18 protein-coding genes and 1 pseudogene are annotated in these 19401 nt (G+C 72.5%); 4 read left to right on the top strand and 15 right to left on the bottom strand.

The features are described from left to right. Positions 1 to 90: 90 nt before the first annotated feature. The 7 genes and pseudogenes from GEV43_RS32730 to GEV43_RS32700 all read right to left on the bottom strand — a co-directional run bounded on the left by GEV43_RS32730 (position 91) and on the right by GEV43_RS32700 (position 6795). Positions 91 to 822, bottom strand: coding sequence for an ABC transporter ATP-binding protein (locus GEV43_RS32730; protein WP_309239963.1), 732 nt, complete (start codon positions 820 to 822; stop codon positions 91 to 93). Continuing rightward, a complete protein-coding gene (locus GEV43_RS32725) occupies positions 819 to 1544 on the bottom strand; it encodes an ABC transporter ATP-binding protein (RefSeq protein ID WP_160823966.1) in 726 nt (241 codons plus the stop codon). Before GEV43_RS32725 ends, GEV43_RS32730 begins: the two co-directional genes overlap by 4 nt. A gap of 194 nt (positions 1545 to 1738) precedes the next feature. Next, a pseudogene (locus GEV43_RS51640) lies at positions 1739 to 2611 on the bottom strand (branched-chain amino acid ABC transporter permease); the annotation flags it as partial. A 15-nt stretch (positions 2612 to 2626) separates the two neighbouring features. Beyond that, the gene (locus tag GEV43_RS32715; RefSeq protein ID WP_160823964.1) at positions 2627 to 3496 is read right to left on the bottom strand and encodes a branched-chain amino acid ABC transporter permease; all 870 of its coding nucleotides are present in this window, start codon (positions 3494 to 3496) and stop codon (positions 2627 to 2629) included. Continuing rightward, entirely contained in the window at positions 3493 to 4641 is a 1149-nt protein-coding gene (locus GEV43_RS32710) for an ABC transporter substrate-binding protein (protein ID WP_160823963.1), read from the bottom strand. Before GEV43_RS32710 ends, GEV43_RS32715 begins: the two co-directional genes overlap by 4 nt. Positions 4642 to 5613: 972 nt before the next feature. Continuing rightward, positions 5614 to 6417 (bottom strand): IclR family transcriptional regulator, encoded by an 804-nt coding sequence (locus GEV43_RS32705; RefSeq protein ID WP_160823962.1) that lies wholly within the window; start codon positions 6415 to 6417, stop codon positions 5614 to 5616. 33 nt (positions 6418 to 6450) lie between these two features. After that, positions 6451 to 6795, bottom strand: coding sequence for a hypothetical protein (locus GEV43_RS32700; protein WP_160823961.1), 345 nt, complete (start codon positions 6793 to 6795; stop codon positions 6451 to 6453). Positions 6796 to 7121: 326 nt separating this feature from the next. On the opposite strand from GEV43_RS32700, the gene GEV43_RS32695 reads away from it, so the two are divergent. After that, entirely contained in the window at positions 7122 to 8099 is a 978-nt protein-coding gene (locus GEV43_RS32695; protein ID WP_160823960.1) for a DUF1838 family protein, read from the top strand. A gap of 219 nt (positions 8100 to 8318) precedes the next feature. Then, positions 8319 to 8981, top strand: a complete 663-nt coding sequence (locus GEV43_RS32690; protein WP_309239962.1) for a hypothetical protein — start codon at positions 8319 to 8321, stop codon at positions 8979 to 8981. A gap of 60 nt (positions 8982 to 9041) precedes the next feature. On the opposite strand, the gene GEV43_RS32685 is transcribed toward GEV43_RS32690, so the two are convergent. The 7 genes from GEV43_RS32685 to GEV43_RS32655 all read right to left on the bottom strand — a co-directional run bounded on the left by GEV43_RS32685 (position 9042) and on the right by GEV43_RS32655 (position 16786). Beyond that, complete coding sequence (locus GEV43_RS32685; RefSeq protein WP_160823959.1) at positions 9042 to 9935, bottom strand: alpha/beta hydrolase; 894 nt, start codon at positions 9933 to 9935, stop codon at positions 9042 to 9044. Between the two features lie 68 nt (positions 9936 to 10003). Then, positions 10004 to 10681 (bottom strand): neocarzinostatin apoprotein domain-containing protein, encoded by a 678-nt coding sequence (locus tag GEV43_RS32680; RefSeq protein WP_160823958.1) that lies wholly within the window; start codon positions 10679 to 10681, stop codon positions 10004 to 10006. Then, positions 10678 to 11241 (bottom strand): neocarzinostatin apoprotein domain-containing protein, encoded by a 564-nt coding sequence (locus GEV43_RS32675; protein ID WP_160823957.1) that lies wholly within the window; start codon positions 11239 to 11241, stop codon positions 10678 to 10680. Before GEV43_RS32675 ends, GEV43_RS32680 begins: the two co-directional genes overlap by 4 nt. After that, positions 11238 to 13163 carry an ATP-binding cassette domain-containing protein gene (locus GEV43_RS32670; RefSeq protein ID WP_160823956.1) on the bottom strand — a complete coding sequence of 642 codons (1926 nt, stop codon included), beginning with the start codon at positions 13161 to 13163 and terminating at the stop codon, positions 11238 to 11240. The genes GEV43_RS32675 and GEV43_RS32670 overlap by 4 nt, the downstream gene beginning before the upstream one ends. A gap of 1 nt (position 13164) precedes the next feature. Further along, positions 13165 to 14217 (bottom strand): hypothetical protein, encoded by a 1053-nt coding sequence (locus tag GEV43_RS32665; protein ID WP_160823955.1) that lies wholly within the window; start codon positions 14215 to 14217, stop codon positions 13165 to 13167. After that, positions 14214 to 15065, bottom strand: coding sequence for a DUF916 domain-containing protein (locus GEV43_RS32660; protein WP_160823954.1), 852 nt, complete (start codon positions 15063 to 15065; stop codon positions 14214 to 14216). The genes GEV43_RS32665 and GEV43_RS32660 overlap by 4 nt, the downstream gene beginning before the upstream one ends. 338 nt (positions 15066 to 15403) lie before the next feature. After that, positions 15404 to 16786, bottom strand: coding sequence for a hypothetical protein (locus GEV43_RS32655; RefSeq protein WP_160823953.1), 1383 nt, complete (start codon positions 16784 to 16786; stop codon positions 15404 to 15406). Between the two features lie 232 nt (positions 16787 to 17018). Here GEV43_RS32655 and GEV43_RS32650 point away from each other — a divergent pair, with 232 nt between their 5' ends. Together GEV43_RS32650 and GEV43_RS32645 are read left to right on the top strand one after the other, a co-directional pair. Then, positions 17019 to 17702 (top strand): class E sortase, encoded by a 684-nt coding sequence (locus tag GEV43_RS32650; protein WP_160823952.1) that lies wholly within the window; start codon positions 17019 to 17021, stop codon positions 17700 to 17702. Positions 17703 to 17773: 71 nt separating this feature from the next. After that, positions 17774 to 18490, top strand: coding sequence for a hypothetical protein (locus tag GEV43_RS32645; protein WP_160823951.1), 717 nt, complete (start codon positions 17774 to 17776; stop codon positions 18488 to 18490). Here GEV43_RS32645 and GEV43_RS32640 read toward each other — a convergent pair. Next, on the bottom strand, positions 18481 to 19305 hold the full coding sequence (locus GEV43_RS32640; protein WP_309239961.1) for an IclR family transcriptional regulator: 825 nt from the start codon (positions 19303 to 19305) through the stop codon (positions 18481 to 18483). The genes GEV43_RS32645 and GEV43_RS32640 overlap by 10 nt on opposite strands. Between the last annotated feature and the right edge of the window lie 96 nt (positions 19306 to 19401).

Below are 19401 nucleotides of genomic sequence, written 5' to 3'. Positions count from 1 at the left end.
TAGGTGGGGTCGGTCGAGGCGGTCGCCTACCGGCAAGCCCGCGGCGGCCGGCGCCGGCCGCCGGTGGGGCGGCCCGCGCCGGCCCGGCGGTCAGGGGACGGGTTCGGCCCCCAGGTAGACGGACTGGACGGCGGGGTCGGCGGCGACCGCTTCGGCGGTGCCGCACAGAGCGACCGTGCCTCGTTCGAGGACATAGGCACGATCGGCGAGCTTGAGGGCGGTCATCGCGAGCTGCTCGACCAGGAGCACCGACAGGCCGTGTTCGACGCGCAGGCGTTTGAGATAGGCGAACAGCTCGGCGACCTTGAGGGGGGCCAGCCCCAGGGAGGGTTCGTCCAGGACCAGGAGCTTCGGCTCGCTCATCAGGGCGCGGCCGACCGCCAGCATCTGCGCCTCGCCGCCGGACAGGGTGCCGGCGGACTGGCCGCGGCGTTCGTCGAGCCGCGGGAACAGGTCGAGAACCTCCTTGAGGAGCCTGCGGGACCGGGCCCGGTCGCGGCGCAGGGGGAACGCGCCGAGCTGGAGGTTCTCCAGGACGGTGTGGTCCGGGAAGATCTGACGCCCTTCGGGGACGTGGCCGATGCCGAGTGCCGTGCGGCGGTGGCCGGGGACGCGGGTGATGTCGCGCCCCGCGAGAAGGACCTTTCCCGCGGTGGGGCGGACCAGGCCGGACAGGGCGCGCAGGGTCGTGGTCTTGCCGGCGCCGTTGGGCCCCAGCAGGACGACGAACTCGCCCTCGGCCACGGTGACGTCGATGCCGCGAAGGGCGCGCACGCCGCCGTAGCCGGCGTGCAGCCCGGCCAGTTCGAGCAGTGCGCTCACGGGGTCGCCTCCTCCACGAGATCGGGACGGCCGAGGTAGGCCTCCAGGACGGCGGGATGGCCGCGGACGTGGTCGGGTGCGCCGGAGGCGATGACCGTGCCGCTGTCGATGACGGTGATCTGGTCGCAGACGTCCATCACGAACTCCACGTTGTGCTCGATGAGGACGACGGCGAGGCCCGCGTCCCGGAAACCTCGGCAGAGGCGGGCCAGGGCGGCGATCTCGGTTCGGGTCAGGCCGGTGGCCGGTTCGTCGAGGATCAGCACGCGCGGGCCGGAGGCCGCGGCGCGGACCACTTCGAGCAGCCGTTTCTGGCCGTGGGAGAGCGAGCCGGCCAGGCGGTCGGCACGACCCGCCAGCCCGGCGAACTCCAGGAGAGCACGGCCCTCCGCCCGTCCAGCGCGGTCCTGTCGCCGGTAGGCCGGCAGGCGCAGGACCGCGGCGAGCCAGCCGTAGCTCTCGCGGCGTCTCCTGCCCGTCAGCACGTTGTCCAAGACCGACTGCTGTTCGAACAGGTGCGGGATCTGGAAGACGCGGATGACGCCCTGCGACGGGACCGCCCAAGGGTGGCGGGCGGCCGTCTCGCCGAAGACCAGCACCTCCCCGTCGTCCACCTGATGGAACCGGGTGAGGCAGGAGACGGTGGTGGACTTCCCCGAGCCGTTCGGGCCGATGATGCCGTGGACGGTTCCGGAGCCGACGCTGATGTCGACGCCGTCCACGGCCTTGACGCCGCCGAAGTGCTTGACCAGACCGCGCCCTTCGAGGGCCGGACATCGCCGGGCGGGGGCGGCGGCAGCACCGAGTCGGGCAGCCCGCCGGCCGGGTCGGTGTCCTCGCGGTCGGGCCTGCGTCCGAACCGGCTGGCCCCCCAGGTGCCGACGACTCCGCGCGGGATCACCATCATGGCGGCCAGCAGGGCGACGCCGAGGATGAGGGTGGTGTAGCGGGCGTGGTCCTTGATGAGCTCGACGAGCAGGGCGATCAGAGCGACGCCCAGGATCGGGCCCGCCAGCGTGCCGATGCCGCCGACGAACAGGCCGACGAAGAAGACCAGGCCGTTGTCGAGCAGACCGACGTCGGGATTGATGAAACCGAGCTGGAGCGCGTACAGCGCCCCTGCCAGACCCGCCAGGCCACCGGCTATGGAGAACACCAGCGCCTTGGTGGTGGCGGGGCGGATGCCCATCGCCGCCGCGGCGTCCGGGCTCTCCCGCACTGCCATGGCGGCGCGCCCCACGCCGCTGCGCACCAGGTTGCGCTGCACGATGTAGGTGAGGACCAGGAACGCGAGCACCACATAGTAGAAGGCGGTCTTGGACAGGCCGCCCGGGGCGATGCCGACGATGCCGTTGAGGCCGCCGGTCAGGTCCTCCCACTCCTTGCCGCCCTCGACGACGATCAGATTGGCGGCCAGCGTGATCATTCCGAAGTACAGGTAGGTGGCGCGCAGGCTGATCAGCAGGACGGCCGCCGACAGGACGGCGCCGAGGGCGACGCCCGCGGCGATGCCCGCGTACCAGGGCGCGCCCGCCTTGACCACGAGGTGGCCCGCGCCGTAGCCGCCGAGCAGTTGCAGGCCGGTGTGCATCATCGACAGCATCCCCCCGTACCCCATGGCCAGGTTGAGGGAGATGGTGAGCACGGCGCTGATGCAGGCCGAGGCGACGATGCCGTTGTAGTAGCCGTCGTTGTAGCTGTAGAAGCCGGTGATCGACGGCCAGGCGAGCAGGACCGCCAGCGCGACCGCGGTGAGCACGGCGGGCAGCCGCCGGGTGATCGTGTCCATCAGTGCGACTCCATCTCAGTGCGCCGCCATCGGCTTGCCGAACAGTCCGGATGGGAAGGCGACCAGGATCAGCGCGAGCAGCGCGAAGGCCACGAAGTTGCCCGCGGTGGCGCTGACCAGGTTGCGGACCACCGCGTCCAGCAGCCCCACGATGAGGCCGCCGGCCAGCGCGCCCCGCGGCGACCCGACCCCGCCGATGATCGCCGCGGTGAACCCCTTGATGGTGAACAGCAGCCCGGAGGCGGGGCCGACGAACAGCACCGGCGCCGCCAGCACCCCGGCGAGCGCGGTGATCACGGTGGCGATGGCGAAGCTGAGCACGATGATGCGCTGCACCGGAATGCCCAGGATGACGGCGGTGTCGCTGCTGTGCGAGGCGGCCCGGATGGCCCGGCCGTACACCGACCGGCCGAGGAACAGGTCGTACCCCGCCACGACGGCGAGCGCGACGCCCACCGTGAGCAGCTGCTGCCAGCCGATCCGCTCCCCCAGCACTTCGAAGCCGCCGGCGAGGACCGGCCGGGGACGCAGCGCGTCGGTGTCGTGGTACCGCAGGGTGAACAGCGACTGGAAGATCATGGCGGCCGCGAGGGTCGCCACGATCCAGGCGAACCGGGAGCCGGACAGCTTCACCGGAAGCATGATCATCCGCTCGGTGAGCACGCCCAGCAGGGCACCCAGCAGGAGCGTGACCAGCAGGGCGGCGACCCAGCCCCATTTCCAGAGTGCGATGAGCTGGTAGCCGATCGCGGCGCCGAGGACCAGCGCCTCGCCCTGGGCGAAGTTCATCACCCGGGTGGGCTGGAAGACGATCGCCAGGCCGAGCGCCACCAGCGCGTAGACGGCGCCCGAGAACAGCCCGTCGATCCACACCTGCGCGCTCATGTGGGGATCTCCGTGGTGTACCAGCCCCGCGCGTCCTTGTTCCACTGGTAGACGTGCAGTTCTTCGATGCCGTAGAACTCGTGCGCGGTCCCCGGCTTGATGGCGTTGCCCGAAGGCGTCTGGTCGGCCTTCAGGTCCAGGGTCTCCATCGCGGCCGCCAGCTTGCCGGGGTCGGTGCCGCCGGCTTTGGCGGCGGCCTGCGCGAAGGCGAAGACGCAGTCGGCGGCGATCGCGGTGCCCTTGGGGGAGGTGGCGCCGGTCTTGGGGCCGGTGTTCTTGCCGTACTTTCTCTCGATGGCTTCGATATGCGCGCGGTAGCCCGGCTTCCACCGGGCGCGGTCCGTGCGCAGCGGGTACTCGTAGTTCGGAGCCGGGAACAACGCGCCCTTGGCGTAGTCCCCGGCGGCTTCAACGAACGCGATGTTCTGCATTCCGGAGCTCGTGCCGGACAACTTGCCCTTGTAGCCGATCTCGGCCGCCGCGGCCATGGTCTTGGCGCCGCCGATGTTGCTGGAGACGAAGAGCGCATCGGCCTTCTTGAGCTTCTCGACGTACACCTTGTGGCTCTGGTCGTCGGGCCGGGTGGCCTGGAAGCCCAGGTACCGCATCCCGTAGGCGCCCGCCGCCTTCTTCAGCACCGCGTCGGTGTTCTTGCCGGTGTCGTCGCCCTCGTAGACCAGGCCGAAGGACTTGACGCCCTGCTTCCTGAGAAGGGTCAGCATCTTTCGCAGGTCGAGCTCGGCCTGGTCCTGCGAGCGGAAACCGTACCGCAGGCCGTTGAAGGTACCGGTCGCGACGGCCGGCTGGCAGTTGAGCTTCTTGCTCCTCTCCAGCGTGCTCTTGGCCGCCTCGTAGAAGGCGGTCAGCGAGGGGCCGACGACGAGCTCGACCCGGTCGTCGCCGGCGAGTTCGTTGGTGGCCTGGACGGCCTTGCCCGGATCGAGCGCCGAGTCGCGGACGACCAGCCGCAGTTTCGCGCCGTCGACGCCTCCCGCCGCGTTCACCCGGTCGATCTCCACCTGGAGTGAGTGCTGCTGAGAGATGCCGAGGACGGCGAACGGGCCGCTCATGGGCGAGATCAGACCGATCTTGATTTCCGGCTTGCCGCGGCTCTCCTTGCCCGCGCAGCCGCTCGCGGCCAGCATCAGCGCCGCCGTGCAGGCGGCGGTCGTGAGGGGGGTTCTGCGCACCTGCGCCTCCAGAGAAAGACTCACCGACGCTTGTTCCTAGAATCGGAATGCTGTTCCGTGCGAGCAAGCTACGCAGGTCCCTGAGGTGTGTCAATAGGTCCGATGTTTTCGTTCCCGGCCGTTGTCGGGGAGGCGGAAGCCCACGCCGGGCGGCCGGTGACAGGCCGGAGTCAGGTCGCCGAGTCATGGCGGACGCTCGGGTCGCCGTGCCCCGGATACGTGACCGAGGTGTTGAAAGAGTTGCCGCGGGGGCCCGCAGATCCGAGGCCGATGAGCAGACCGGCGGGGTCAACGGCATTGGCCCGGTGAGGTCGGCCCGACCGCGGCCCCAGTAAAGCGTCATGGTGAAGCCAGCACGCGGGAACATTGAACCGGTCGAGGACCGCGAAGACCGCGACAAAGCACGCCTGCCATCCGCCGCCGGCATCCTGCCCGACGGGACGCGCAGCACCGCCGCCAGGGGGAAGCCGCCGGGGCTCAGCGTCAGCGCCCCCTCGCCCCGGTCCGCGGGCACGGGGCCGACCGGCGGCGGCGAACACCGTCGCGTGCAGAGCGCGGCCAGGCCGCGCGGGGCGGCGAGCAGAACGCGATAGTTCGGCGCGGCGGTCGGCGGCAGGTTCGCGGTGGCCGGTGACAGGTTCGCGGTGGCGAGGACCGTGACCGCGACGATGAGGGACTTGTCCGTGCCCGTTGCGAAGACGGCCAGAGTCGGCACGTACACGCCGGGCAGTAGCGCGCGGAAACTCGTTCGCCTCTGGCGAGCCGCTCGTACCCTCGATCGTCAGCCCAGGTCGGGATCAGGGAGCTGACGTCGGGCGCCGGTGCGCTCGGCGGTGATGGTGGCGCGGGTGTGGACACCCGCGCGGCCACGGCGAGATCGGTGCGATCTCGCCGTGGCGCGTCAGGAGGAGTCCACCGCTCCGGCCGTCATCTCCCTTTCTGGGCCGGGGACAGATGGCCCAGCCGAGCCGAGAGCCGGTCGGCGCTCTCCAGCAGCGTGGTGGCGCACCCGTCGGCCTCTTGCCGGAAACGTTCGAGGGGACCACAGACGCTGATGACGGCGGACGGCAGACCGTGGTGGTCGAAGACCGGCGCTGCGACGGAAGCGGCGCCTTGCTGGCGTTCGGCGAAGGACTTGGCGTAGCCGCGGGCCCGGATCTCGCGGAGTTCCGCGCGCAGCGCGTCGGCGTCGGTGACCGTGCGCTCGGTCAGCCGCCGCAGCTCACGAGTGAGGTAGGCATCGACCTCCTCCTGGGGGAGGAAGGCCAGGAAGGCCTTGGAGGACCCGCCGGCGTGCAGGGGGTAAGGCACTCCGAGCGACACCGACATGATCACCTCCCGCGGCGGGGTGACCTGGTCCACGTAGGCCCGGTGGTCGCCGGTACGGATCGACAGGGTGGCCGTCTCCTGGGTGCGCCGTGACAGCGCGGCCAGTTCCGGGCCCGCCAGCTTGCGGACGTCGATCCGGTCCAGGTAGGCCAGGCCGAGCCGCATGGAGGTGAGCCCCAGCGAGTAGCGGCGGCTCTGCTGGTCCAGCTCGATCAGGCCGCGGCTGCGCAGTGAGGCGAGGATCCGGTGCACCGCCGGCTTGGACAGGCCCAGCTCGTCGGCGATCTCGGTGACGCCGAGGGTGGACTGGTCGGTCTCGGTGAACAGCACGAGCACGTCCGCGGCTCGCTCCACGGTGGCCGCGGTCTGCCCGGTCGACGCGCGCTGTGTCGCCTGCGGCATCTCGGTCCTCCTCCAGGGTCGGTCCTGCTCCGATCAGGTGCGGCGCAGGCCGACGCTGACCGGCGGATCGGTCACGATGCGGGTATCGACGAAATTCCACCACTCATCTTGGGACACCCGCTGCTCCTCCCACCCATCGTCGGCCTTGAGCCCCGACAGGGCGGCGCGGTAGGCGCCCCACGCCGCCTCGTCCTCGAAGGCGGCCCAGTTCTCCAGCGTGTAGACCTCGCCGATCACGCTGTAGTACCAGCGCACCTCCCGCACCATCGGCAGATCGCGGTAGAACCAGCTCTCCCGCTCCTCCAGCCAGGCCCAGAACTCTTTCATGTTCCGACGGGCCCGCTCGGTCAGCCCCATCCGGTACACGAGGTAGATCATCTGATCCTCCCGATCTCTCAGCTTGTTTCGAAGGACGTAACGACGTCTCGGAGACGGCAACGCCGCTACGGCTACCTTTGTAACAGCTTTCCGCTAATTGGAACACCCCTCGCGTACGTGTCCTGATCGTGGGCACTCCACGGGACACCGGGCCTGAGGTGTCGCCCCCTCTTCCTGGTCTCCGTCGGCGGCTGTGCGAGCGCCCGCGCGAACCGTCCGGGCTCGCTGTTCCTATATATGAACCATCATTGACATAATAGGAACAGCTTGCTTGCATGAGCGTGCCCACCCCCCGCATACGGACACGCCCACGCAAGGGAGCCTCCATGCACCGACGCGTCCCTGCCGCCCTCGCCGCCACAGCCGTCACCGTCGCGATCGCGGCAGCTCCCGGCGCCGCTTCCGCCCGGCCCTCCGCCGAGCCGACCGACCCCGGCCCCCTGTACGCACGGGTCAAGGACCTCGATTCCCGCCTCCAGCTCCAGACCCTGGGCCGCCCCGACGGCAAGGACATGGTGTTCCGCATCTCCGGGTCCGCCTACGTCAACGCACCCGGCGACACGCTCGCCCCCGGGCTGCGGCATGGCACCAAGCTCTTCGGCTTCGAGGGCTACAACATCCGCCGGCTCTACCGGGAGCCGGGCACCGACAAGCTCTACAACCTCACACGCGAGATCGTGTTCTACACCGACCCGAACGACCCCACCAGGATCCTGCGCGAGTGGCGCAACCCGCTCGACGGCAAGACCTATCCGGTGGTCCCCGTCAACAACGACGCCGTCAACAACGGCCCGTTCACCGTCACCCGCGACCTCACGCTAGGGCAGTACCAGCGCGTGCACGACGCCCTGATCTCGACCTCCGACATCCCGCCCCGCACAGATCTGGCGGCCAAGACCGGCGACGAGTTCGGGTTGGAGAAAGGCGTCTACGCCTCTTGGGAGATGTTCGACTTCTTCATCGACCGGCATGAGGCCGGCCGGCGCGGACGGGGCGTGCCGAAGGGGGCGCTCCAGGTGGTCAACAGCTGGACACGCTCGGGACCGTTCGTCCCGTTCATGTGCGTGCCCGAGAAGAACACGCGCGCCAACCTCGTCTATCACGCGCGGAGTTGGACGATGGATTCCTGGTCCGACCTCGAGCCGTGGCTGAAGGACATCGTGGCCAGGGATTATCCGCTGTACAAGACCTCGCCGAGCGTCCCCGGCCCCAACGAGACCTCCTGGACCTCGTTCTGGCACAAGCAACTCGGCAACGGAAAGACCACGTGGAACGATTGGTGCGCCGCCCACGGCAGGGCGTGAAACGCCGGAACCTCGTGGTCGTGGCCACGGCAGGGAGCGTCAGCGGCTCATCAAGACCGATCCGCTGAGCAGGCGGGGTTGCACGGCCCAGGCTCCGAAGGGCCCGACATTCAGATGGCAGGTCCCACTCCCGATATTCGGATCACCGGGGCTGGCCGCTCACGAGGAAGAGGCGTTTTGGGAGCCCACACGCACAGTTGGTGGATTCTGCTTCATCTGGTGCTGTTCGCGATCTGGCTGGGCGGGGACCTCGGAGTGTTCTACGCCAGCCGGTTCACCGTCCGGCCGGACCTCTCGCCGGAGGCGCGGTCCGTCGCCGTGAAGATCATGAACGGTCTGGACCAGTGTCCGAAGGTCTGCCTGGTGCTGTTCCTGCCGAGCGGATTCACGTTGATGTCCCTGGAGCCCCACGGCGCCAGGGTGTTCGGCATGGCGCCGTTCGGGCCCTGGTCGGCCGCGGTGGTCTGGATCGCGGCTCTGGGCTGGCTGTTCCTGGCCATCGCCGCCCACCGCGGCCGGTCCGGGCTCGCCCGCCGGCTCGACTGGGCGGTGCGCGGCGCGCTGATCGCCGGAAGCGGCGGTGCCGCCGCCTACACGCTGACGGCGGACGAGCCGTTCGGCGTCACGACCGATCCGCGATGGCTGGGCGGGAAGCTCGCTCTGTACGCCTTCATCATCGGCTGCGGGCTGGCGATCCGGCTCGAACTGCGTCCGTTCGGTCCGGCCTTCGCCCGGTTGCAGAGCCATGGTTCGACACCGGCTGCCGAAGCCGACCTGCGCCGTGCGGTGAGGGGCTGCCTGCCGTACGTCTTCGCCATCTGGGCGTCCCTGCTCGTGATCTCTCTGCTCGGCCTGCTCAAGCCGGGCGCACGCCTGCCCTGAGCGCGCGACGCGTCCGGCCGCGCCGTGGCATCGGTGCCACGGGGCGGCCGGGGGCGACGTTCAGCGAACGTAGGTGACGGTGACGTTCCCGTCGACGGTGTCGCCGACCCCGTAGAGCCAGGCGGCGGCCCAGCGGTCGCCGAGCGCCGTGCGCAGGAACATGCCGGTCCACCTCGCCGAGGCCCGGATCGCGGTGTCCTGGCCGGTCGCCTGAGGGGACGGGTCGGGCTGTGCGCCGGCGGGGTTCTGGGCGTCGGTGACGCCGTAGTGGTTGGCGCCCTTCACTGACACCAGCATCTTCGGCGGGGTCCGGATCGCGGCATAGGTGCTCGCGGCGGCCGATGGCGCGGCGAGCCCGTCCACCGTGCCCTGGACGAGCGCGACGGGAACGGCGTTCGGAACCGGTGGGTTCGCGCCGCCGCCGCGGGGGGCGTTGTTGGTGCCGTAGAACGCGGCTCCCTTCAATTCGGCCGGCATGGTGGCCGGTTCGGCGCAGAACGGCGGTGCACACGTGCCCGTCGTCAAAGTCAACCCGGCCGCGCCCCCGAACGAGTGCCCGGCAAGGACGAGAGAGCCCTTGTCGATGCGGGCGCGCAGCGGAGACCCGGCCCGGCCGTCCTCGGCCCGCATCCAGTCGACGGTCCACATCGCCTGCGCCTCCTCGGCGTACAGTCCCGTCTGTCCGAGCACCGAGCGACGGTGGTCGGGCACCACGACCGCGAAGCCGAGAGCGGCGACGGCGCGGGCGAACGGGGCGTAATGGGCTCGGCCGACGTTCGCGCCTTGAAGCAGCAGGACGACGGGCAGTCGCGCGCGGCCTCCCGGCGCGTACACGTCGGCATCGTCCCCGTGCACCGAAGTCGTGTACTCGACCGGCCCGCCGCCCGACGCGGCCGCGGCGGGCGGCGCGCCGGCGACCGCGACGCCGAAGCCGACCGCCGTGGCAACCGCCATGGCAACCGCTGTGGCAACCGCTGTGGCAACCGCCGTGGCGACCGCGCCGGTGATCCTCGCCAGGCCGTTCACGAGGTGCGGCGGCGTCGGCGCGGAATGATCAGCAGCGCGGCGCCACCGCCCATGACCAGGGCGGATGCCACGAGCGCGTAGGTGGGCACGCCGTCAGGGCTTCCGGTGTGAGGCAGCTTCTGGTTACCGCCACCATTGCCACCGCCGCCACCGCCGCCGCCGTTGCCACCGCCGCCGCCGTTCCCGTCCCCGCCTCCTCCGGAACCACCGTCGCCTCCGCCACCGCTGCCTTTGCCGATGGTCAGCGGGACCATCGCGGTGTTGGCGCCGCGGTCGCCGGCCGGGACGCCGAGGAGCGAGACCGCCACCACGCAGGCGCCGGGCTTGGCCGTGCAGTCGGTCCCCTTCACCGTGCTCTTGATCGTGACCTGCACTGAGGATCTGCCCTCGAAGGCCCACTCACCACCGCTGACCGATCCCATGTAGGCGCTCGGCGGCGACAGTTCACAATCTCCGAGCCCGGCCGCAGGCGGTTTGCACAGGCCCAGAGGGGCCTGCCCGCTGTCCTTGGCGAAACCCGCGGCCGACACGGTGATCTTGTCGCCGGCTTTCAGACCGGTGGTCTCGCTGACCCGGAGCTTGGGCTTCGCCGCGGCACCGGCCGGCGCCTGCATCATCGCGAGCGGGGCCGCCAGCAGGGTGACGGCGGCCGGAACGGCGATGGCGCGTTTCATGACACTCTCCTTCTGGTCGCACGGAACTGGACGAGGGCGATGGCCGCACCGGCGAGCACGAGGACCCCGACCGTTCCCGCCCACAGCGTGGTCGGCGGGCCGTCCCCCTCGGCCGGTGCGGTGCCCTGCGCTGCGGGCGGCGGGGAGACCGCGCCGCCCTTGAACGGCGATCCGCGGAATCCGACGTTGACGACGGCCGTGTTGGCCCGGACGATCGCGGGCGGCGCCTTTCCGGGCAGCGGAGCCACTCCGATGACGCACTGCCGCGCCATGCAGTCGGTACCGCCGAACTTCGGCCGCGCGGTGAGCGTGACGGTGCGGAAGCGCCCGTCGGCGTCGATGTTGACGAAGGTGGCTCCGCCAGCGAGGTCGCAGTCGCCGGGGCCGGTGTAACCGGCGCGGCACACGCCCACCGCGACCGACCGCAGGCCGGGGCGGAAGCCGCCGCCGCTCACGGTGATCTTCTGTCCCGGCACGAGGCCGGCGACCGGCGCGGCGTGCAGGGACGGTCCCGGAGCCAGGGACGCCGCAAGAGCGAGGGCGGCCAGAGACGCGCTCATCGGAGGAGACCTCCTCGGTGGAGCAGTTCGCGCACCCGGTCGGGTGTGGAGGCGGAGAGCTCGGCCACCGTGCGGCCGTGGCGCAGCACATGGGCACGCCCGCACACGGCGAGTGCGACGTGGACCCGAGGCTCGGCAAGCAGCAGGGCGGTGCCGTCGGCGAGCAACAGCCGGACAGCGGCGGCGAGGACGTCGACGGACGCGTCGTCCAGGCCCGGCGACAACCCGTCGATCAGCAGAAGTCTCGGCCGGACGATGAGCGCTTCGGCCAGGCCGAGCAGCCGCGCGTCCCCCTCGGCCAGAGACGACACCGGCTCGCGGGCGCGGGCGCGCAAGGCCGGGAAGACGTCGAGCACCGCCGCCGTGCCCGGCTGGGCGCGGCCGAGCCGGCGGGCGCGGGCCTGGAGGCGGCCCATGACCGTGTCGTCGCCGTCTTCTCCGCCGGTGGTCCGCACCAGGTGGGACAGGCCGAGGCCGGTGCGCCGCTCGGCGGTGACCGCGGTGACATCGGTTCCGCCCATGATGACCGCGCCGCGAGAGGGCATGAGATGTCCCGCGACGGCCTCAAGCAGGATCCGGCTGCCAGGGCCGAAGACCGCCACGGCTTCTCCGGCGCGCACGCGCAGCGTGACGTCGCGGACGGCCGTCGCTCCCCGGCCCGCCGACAGGGCGTGCACGTCCAGCAGGGGCGGGTCGGTGCCCTCCACGTCGGCCGGAGGGGAGACGCCCGCTTCCGCGGCTGGAAGGGCCCCGGGGCGCTTCACGGCCGTACCGCTGGCCGCGAAGGCCCCTGCGGCCAGCGGCACGGCCATCAGCGTCGCCGCGGACACGTCATCGGTCACCTTGCCGATCAACGCCATGACGCCGAGCGCGGCGAGGGCGGCCGTTACAGAGACGGCGGCGGTGACGCCGGCCAATCCCGGACGCTGCGCGGCGGGGGCGCGGGCGATCAGCGCCCCGTCCAGCGACGCCGCCGCGAGGGCCGCCGCGGCGAGGACGACCGTGAACGAGGCCGCCAGCGCCCAGCCCGCGGGAGCGGTCGCCACCAGCACCGGCGCCGTCGCCGCCATGAGAAGCAGCCAGGGGACCGGCCAGGTGGCCCCGGCCAGGTTCCGGGCCAGGACGGTCAGGACGACAGCCGCCAAGGCCGCCCAGGCCAGCCGTAGGGCCGGGGCCCCGCCGACCAGGTTCCAACGGAACAGCAGCAGGTGAAGCCCGGACTGCACGGTGACCGCCACCGCCCCCGCCGCGGTGGCATAGCCGGGCAGCGCCGGTAGCGCGAGTGCGAACGCCTCGCGCAGCCCCAATGCCCGCGCGCTGACCGCTCCGGCCGCGGGCGGCCGGCCCTTCGACGTCGGCAGGCCGGAGTCCGGGGCCTCGCGCACCGGCTTCGGGACGCAGATGGCCCCGACACCGAGCACAGCGGCCAGGACCCCGGCGACGGCCACAGCGTCGCCAGGCGCGTTCGCACGTGCCACGGCCAGGAACGCCGCGCCCGCCACGCCCGCGAGCGCGGCCAGGTGCCACCAGGCGGCCAGCCCTGCCGGAAGCAGGGCGCGCGGCAGCACCAGCAGGGGGCCGCCCAGCAGGCCCGCCAGCACCATCGCCGAGGCGAACGCGGGGACGTTCGGCACCAGCCCGCCGGCGGCGACGGCCAGCGGGGCCAGGCCGCCCGCGACGGCCGTCATCCCCGGCGCCGACACCCGGCCGGCCAGCCGGAGCACCAAGGGCACCTCCAGGCAGGCGACGAGCAACGCGCAGTAGGCCGTGTAGGTGACGGCGTCGCCGGGCATCTCGACGATCCCGCCGAGCGCGTCGGCCAGCAGCAGCACGGCGCCCGCCGCCAGCGGCCCCGCCGCCGCGCACGCGAGGGCGCCCGCGCGCGCGATGACGTCCCGGCGGTGGCGTGTATGGACCCCCATTTCAGCGCTCCTGTTCGGAGACGGCGAACCGGTCGAGGCCGAGGTAGCGGTCCAGCGCGGCGAGGTCGACCGGGCCGCCTCTGCGTTCCTCCAGGAACGCGACCAGTTCCTCTCGATCGATGGAGCGGCGGCCGAGGCCGCGGACATGGTCGATCAGCTCGTCCAGCTCGCGTCCGCGTGGAGGCGGGGCGGCGCCCGCGGCCGCCTGGACCGCCGCCCGCCGCCGCGCCGTCCGGCGGCGCAGCGAGATCCGCACGCCGATGAGCAGGAGCAGCGCCGCCACCACGTTGGCTCCCAGCAGGCCCCAGGGATAGGTCGTGAACGCGGCCTGGAACGGCACCGAGCCGGCGAAGCGCCCACCGACCACGAACCGTCCGAACGAGGCGGACGGAAGCCGGACCTGGATGCGGTAGGTGGCGGTCCGCCCCGGCTGGATCGTGCCGGTCGCCGGCGCCTCCAGCGGGGAGTCGGGGACGTCGCCGGCCCCCCAGCGGGCGACGAGCGGCGCGCCCACGATCGGTTCGGCGCCCGCGTTGCGGACGCGCACGACGAGTGTTCGGCGGGGCGCGCCGCCGAAGAGTTCACCGCGGCGTCCTCCTCCGGTCAGCTCGGCGCTGACGATGTCGGCCCGTACCGGGGTCACGTCCCTGAGCACCGGGCCGTCGGGATGGCCGGGAATCGCCAGCGGTGAAGTGGCGGCGGCCGGAGGACCGGCGCTGTCGGGAAGCGCGGAGACCCGTACCACGCAGGGGCAGTGCGCGGGCGGCTCGCCGACCGTCAGGCCCGCCTCGAACCTGCCCGCGGGTGCGACCAGCGCGGTGACGGCGTGCGGAGTGTCGCAGTCGGGAGAGCCGTGGACGGCGTTCGCGCCACAGACCTCGGCCTGCACGGTCGTGCCCGGCGACCACGCGCTGCCCCGCACGCGCACGAACGTGCCGACCGCGGCGCTCGCGGGCTCGGCGCTCACACCGGGACCGGGTGGCGCCCCCGCATGGGCGGGGCCGGGCGCCGAGGCGAGCAGTAGCCAGGCGCAGGCGGCGGCCAGGGCTCTCATCGGCGCACCTCGGGCAACGATCCGCCCGGCCGCCGGTCCGGAGCGACGGCGGCCAGCCCGGCGCGTTCACGCCAGCGGCGGACCAGCCGCGGCAGCACCGACCAGCACACGGTGACCGTGCCGAGCAGCGTCAGCAGCGCCACCCACGGAACGGCGAGGAAACCTGTCCGGGTGCGCGCCGCCACGCCGTCCGCGGCCGTGACATCCACGCGGACGGCGACCGCGTCCAGCGGCGGCGGCCCGTCCCACGGCATTTCGATCGCGATGCTCTGGCCGGGCAGGAGCTCCGGCAGGTGCCGCGCCGGCCACTCCTTGAGGGGGCGCCCGAGCAGGCCGGTGGCGCGGACGTTCGCCGTCGGGGCGATGCGCAGGTTCCCGGTGTTGACGACGGTGTACCGCACTACGCCCAGGGTCCTGTTCACCACCGGGACCAGGGGCTCACGGCGGGTGACCGCGAGCGCGTCCACCCGGACGCCGGGCGCCGCCGGCCCGGCGACGCGCAGGTAGACGCGCGCCGCGACGGCGCGACGCAGCCCGATCCTGGCCGCGCCGTCCTCCTGGACGGCCTCGATGGCCTGGTTGAGCGCGACGACTCCGCCGATGTGCTCCCCCGGCGTCGCGTTCAGCGGAACGCTGATGGTGAAGGGGATCTCCCGGGCCGTGCGGGGCTGGATCACCGTCTTCCCGGTGCCCAGCCTGATCCAGCGCCCCACGTCCGTGCGCGGCTCGGCGGCCGTTCGCAGCGCGAAGCCGGCGTCCCGGGGCGTGTTGTAGGCGTCCGCGCCGTACAGGCTGAACGTCAGGCGGCGGTCGGTGAGGTTGGCGATCCGTACCAGGTCGTGCACCACCGCGCCGGGGCGCGCCTCCAGCGCGAAGTAGGGGCGGGCGGCCGGCGCGCCACTGCGGTTGGCGGGCCCGACCGACCATGCTCCGTTGCCCGTGGCGGGGTTGCTCGTGGCGGGCGGGATGGATGGACGCGGGTCGGCCGTCGCGTGGGCGGCGGCGGGGCCGCGCCTGCCGGCAGCGCACAGGCCGCCACGGTGAGGGCGATACGGACCTGGATCGTCATGACCACCTCGCGGACCTGCGGGAGAGAGGGACCGGCCGGGCGGGGAGGCGCGAGACCACCGCCCGGCCGGGGCCGGGGACGTTTCCGGGACGGCGCGCGGACGGGCCCGGACGCGGTTCAGGACAGGGTGAGGGTGAGGACGGCGGTATACCGTCCCGCCCCGGTCGCCGGAGGGATCTTCAGGTCGAGGGCGGCGCCGACGTCGTAGGTCCCGCCGACCACCGGGCCTCCACCCGCGCCGCCGCACAGGGTCGCCGCCGTTGAGCCGCCGAGCGCGCCGACGCTGCCCGGCGTGGCGGGGGACGATCCGCTCCGCGCGGAGCAGCGCGGTTTCCAGGTGAGGCCCCCAGCGGGGATCTTCGTTCCGCCCGGGGAGGTGAAGTCGGTGAGGGTGCCGGTCAGGGACCAGCCCACCGTGCCTCCTCTGGCGTCCACGACCTGGACCTTGCGCAATTCGCCGGTGGAGGAACTCGGGGTTCCATCGAGCGTGACGGGGGCCATCTCCACCTCGCCGGGCTCCTGGGACATGGTGAGCGGGCCGCCGTTGACCGTGAGCTTCAGCCTCTGCTCGACGCAGCGCGAACGGGGCGCGTCACCGCAGCCCTTCGGTGGCGGCTTGTCGGCGAGGACGGTGATCGGGGTTCTTCCGCTGAGCGTCCCCTGTGCGGCGAGCAGAGTGCGTGCGCCCGCCGCGGCCGTCCGCGCGACCCGCGCCGAACCGGTCAGCCTGCCCGCGCCGTCGGCCGCGGCGGTGGCCCCGGTGAGGTCGCCGGGCTCGCAGTGCGCGCCGTTGGCGTCGCACAGGGCGAGGCGGGCATCACCTGGCCGCCAGCCCGTTCCGGTGACCCGGAGCGCCGCTCCCCGCGCGATGGTCGAGGGGTCGGCCGACACGGACGGCTCCAGCGGGCCGCTTTCGGTGACCTTGACGGTCGCGAGTGGCGCGGGCTTTCCGACGGGCGTGCAGTCGATCGTCGCCTCGGCGCCGGCATCGGCGACGATCTTGATTGCGGCCGGGGCGAGGGTGACCTCGCCCGGAGCGGTCAGGGTGAGCCTGCCGGTGGCCCTGCCGATCGGGATGGGAGCCCTGGCCGCGATGGGGCCGGTCCGTTCGGGGACGGCGATCGGGAGGCCGCCGGACTGGGCGCCCGCCACGGTGAGCGCCCCGCTGGTCCGCCACTTGCCGATCGGCAGGGGGGCCACGCCGGGCAGGTCGGAGAAGTCCGCCGCGACCGTGATCTGGTCGCCGACTCCGGCGGTCGCCGGAGCCCGCACCGACACCTCGGCGTCGTAGCGGAACCGGGTGGAGAAGATCTGGCACTCGTAGGCGACCCTTCCCGTTCGCGGCGCCGCTTCCGCCCGTGCCGGCGTGTCCGTCTCCACCCCCGCCACCGTGTCGGCACGCGCCGGGGAAAGGGCGAGCCCGGAGACGGCCGTCGCGGTGATGCCGAGGGAGGCCGCCGCCATGGCTCCCCGCCGGGTCGTCAGGTGTCCGCCTGTCATGCGGTGCCGCTCCTTCTCTCGCCGGGTGCCGGCTCGGGGCCGGGCCGTGCCCCGCCCTGCCGACCGAGCGGCGCACCATGAACGGCTTGTTCCGTTCAGAGAAACGAGGTTTCGCAGTGGCATCACATAACTCCGCACACCTCCCTGCTGTCAAGGCTTGAGCGCCATGTGGGACGAGCGAGTTCCTCAGAGGGGATCGGCGTTTCCAGTCTCTCGGGTTAGATTCGTCCGCATGCGTACGATCGTTCGCGGCCTCGGCGAACTGGCGCTGACCGCCGGCCTGGTGCTCGCGCTCGGCGTCGCCTACCTGGTCTGGGGAACGGGCGACTACACCCGCGGGCAGCAGGACGGCCTGCTGGACCAGATGGAGCGGCGGTGGCGGGCCGACCGCTCGGCCGCGGCGACCGCCACCGCCGGGAGCGGCCCCGCGCGGCGCGGCGCACGGCGCGGCGGCGCGGCGAGGACCGCGCGCGGAACGGCGTTCGCGATCATCCGCGTCCCCCGCTTCGGACGGTCGTACCGGTACGTGGTCGTCGAGGGCGTCTCCCCCGCCGATCTGCGCAAGGGCCCGGGGCACTATCCCGGGACGGCGCGGCCGGGCGACATCGGCAACATGGTGGTCTCCGGGCATCGCACCACCTACGGGGCGCCCTTCAACCGCCTGGGAGAGCTGGCGCCGGGCGATGAGATCCGGATCGAAGCCACCGCCGGAACCTACGTCTACCGCGTTACGGGACTTGAGATCGTCCGGCCCGGCAGCATCGAGGTCACCGCGCCGGTACGCGGCCGCCCCGGACGCGCGCCGCGGCGGAGACTGCTCACGCTCACCACCTGCCATCCGAAGTTCTCGGCCGCCTACCGGCTGGTGGTCGCCGCGGAGATGGCCCGGTTCGAGCCCGGAACGGCCGGGACCTGACGCCTGGGCGGCCGCACACAGGCGTGCTAACGTTCCGCACCGTGTAACGATGTTTCCTTCAGTGAGGTGGCATGGAAGCGCATCCGCACGGCTGGTGGGTCCTGCTGCACCTGGTGCTGTTCGTGTTCTGGCTGGGCGGCGACCTGGGCGTCTTCTACTCCAGCCGGTACGTGCTGAGGCCCGACCTGCCCCCGGCCGCTCGCGCCACGGCGCTGAGCATCATGGGCGGCCTGGATCTCGGCCCCAAGGTCTGCCTGGTCCTGTTCCTGCCGAGCGGGGTCACGCTCATGGCCCTGGAGCCGCACGGCGCGCGGCTGTTCGGCGCGCCCGCCTTCGCCGCCTGGCAGGTGGCCCTGGTCTGGGCGTTCGCCGCGTGCTGGCTGGCGGCGACCGTGGCCGACCATCGCGCGCACGGCCGGTACCCGTGGGCGCGGCGGGCCGACTGGACGGTCCGGCTCCTCATGGTCGTCGCGTTGGCGGCCGTGTCGGCCTACACCCTGGCCGCGGACCGGCCGTTCGGCGTGACGACCGACCCGCGCTGGCTCGGCGGCAAGCTCGGCCTCTACACCTTCGCGCTGGCCTGCGGGCTCGGGATCCGCTCGACGCTACGGCCCTTCGGGCCCGCGTTCGGGTCGCTGATGGCCGACGGCTCGACCGCCGAGGTGGAACGCGCGCTCAAGCGCTCTGTCGACGGTTGCCTGCCGTACGTCTGCGGGATCTGGGCGGCCCTGCTGGCCGCCGCCGCGCTGGGGTGTTCAAGCCCGGCGCGGACCTCTGATCACTGCTGACGTCCGCCGGGGGTGTAGCCGAGCTGGGCGGAGACCTTCGCCGCGGCTTCCAGCAGGCGCGGGGCGTGCTCGTGCATACGGCGCTCGAAACGGGAGTCGGGGCCGGACAGGCTCAGCGCGGCGATGACGCGGCCGTCGTGGTCGAAGACGGGCGCGGCGATGGAGGCCGCCCCCGTCTCGCGTTCGCCGAGCGAGGTGGCGTAGCCGCGGCCGTGGACGGCGGCCAGTTCGGCGCGGAGCGTCGCCGGATCGGTGATGGTCCTGTCGGTGAGGGCGTCCAGGGTGTGCCGCTCCAGGTAGCCGTCCACCTCCTCCTGGCCGAGGAAGGCCAGGATCGCCTTGGAGGAGCTGCCCGCGTGCAGCGGATAGGGGATGCCGAGGCTGACCTCCATGCGCAGCTCCTGCACCGGGACCACCTGGTCGACGTAGAGCCGCGTGTCGCCGCGGCGGACCGACACCGTCGCCGTCTCCTTGGTGGCCTGCGACAGCCGGCGCAGCTCGGGGACGGCCATCGCCCGCAGGTCCATCCGGGCCATGTAGGCGCGGCCGAGCGCGATGGCGGCGTGGCCGAGGGAGTAGCGGCGGGTGGCCGGGTCGGCGATGACCAGGTCGCGGGAGCGCAGCGCGGTCAGGATCCGGTGCACCGCGGCCTTGGTGAGGTCGAGCTCGCCCGCGATCTCGGTGACTCCGAGGTCCGGCCGCCCGCTGCGGCCGAACAGCAGCAGCACGTCCATGGCGCGCTCGACGGCCGCGATCGAACGGCTCTGTCCCTCCGCCTCGCCGGCGGCGGTTCGTTCGGACGCGATGTTCGGCACGGTGCCCCCGTTCCCTCGACCTGTCCGTGCAGTGTAGGGCAGTTCGTTTCGCTTCGGGAAACGGAGCTCGGAACGGGCGCGTTCCCGGAGGATTGA

The organism is Actinomadura sp. J1-007, from assembly GCF_009793335.1.
In the GTDB taxonomy this organism is placed as follows: domain Bacteria; phylum Actinomycetota; class Actinomycetes; order Streptosporangiales; family Streptosporangiaceae; genus Spirillospora; species Spirillospora yumaensis.
This window is presented reverse-complemented; position numbering and strand designations above follow the sequence as displayed.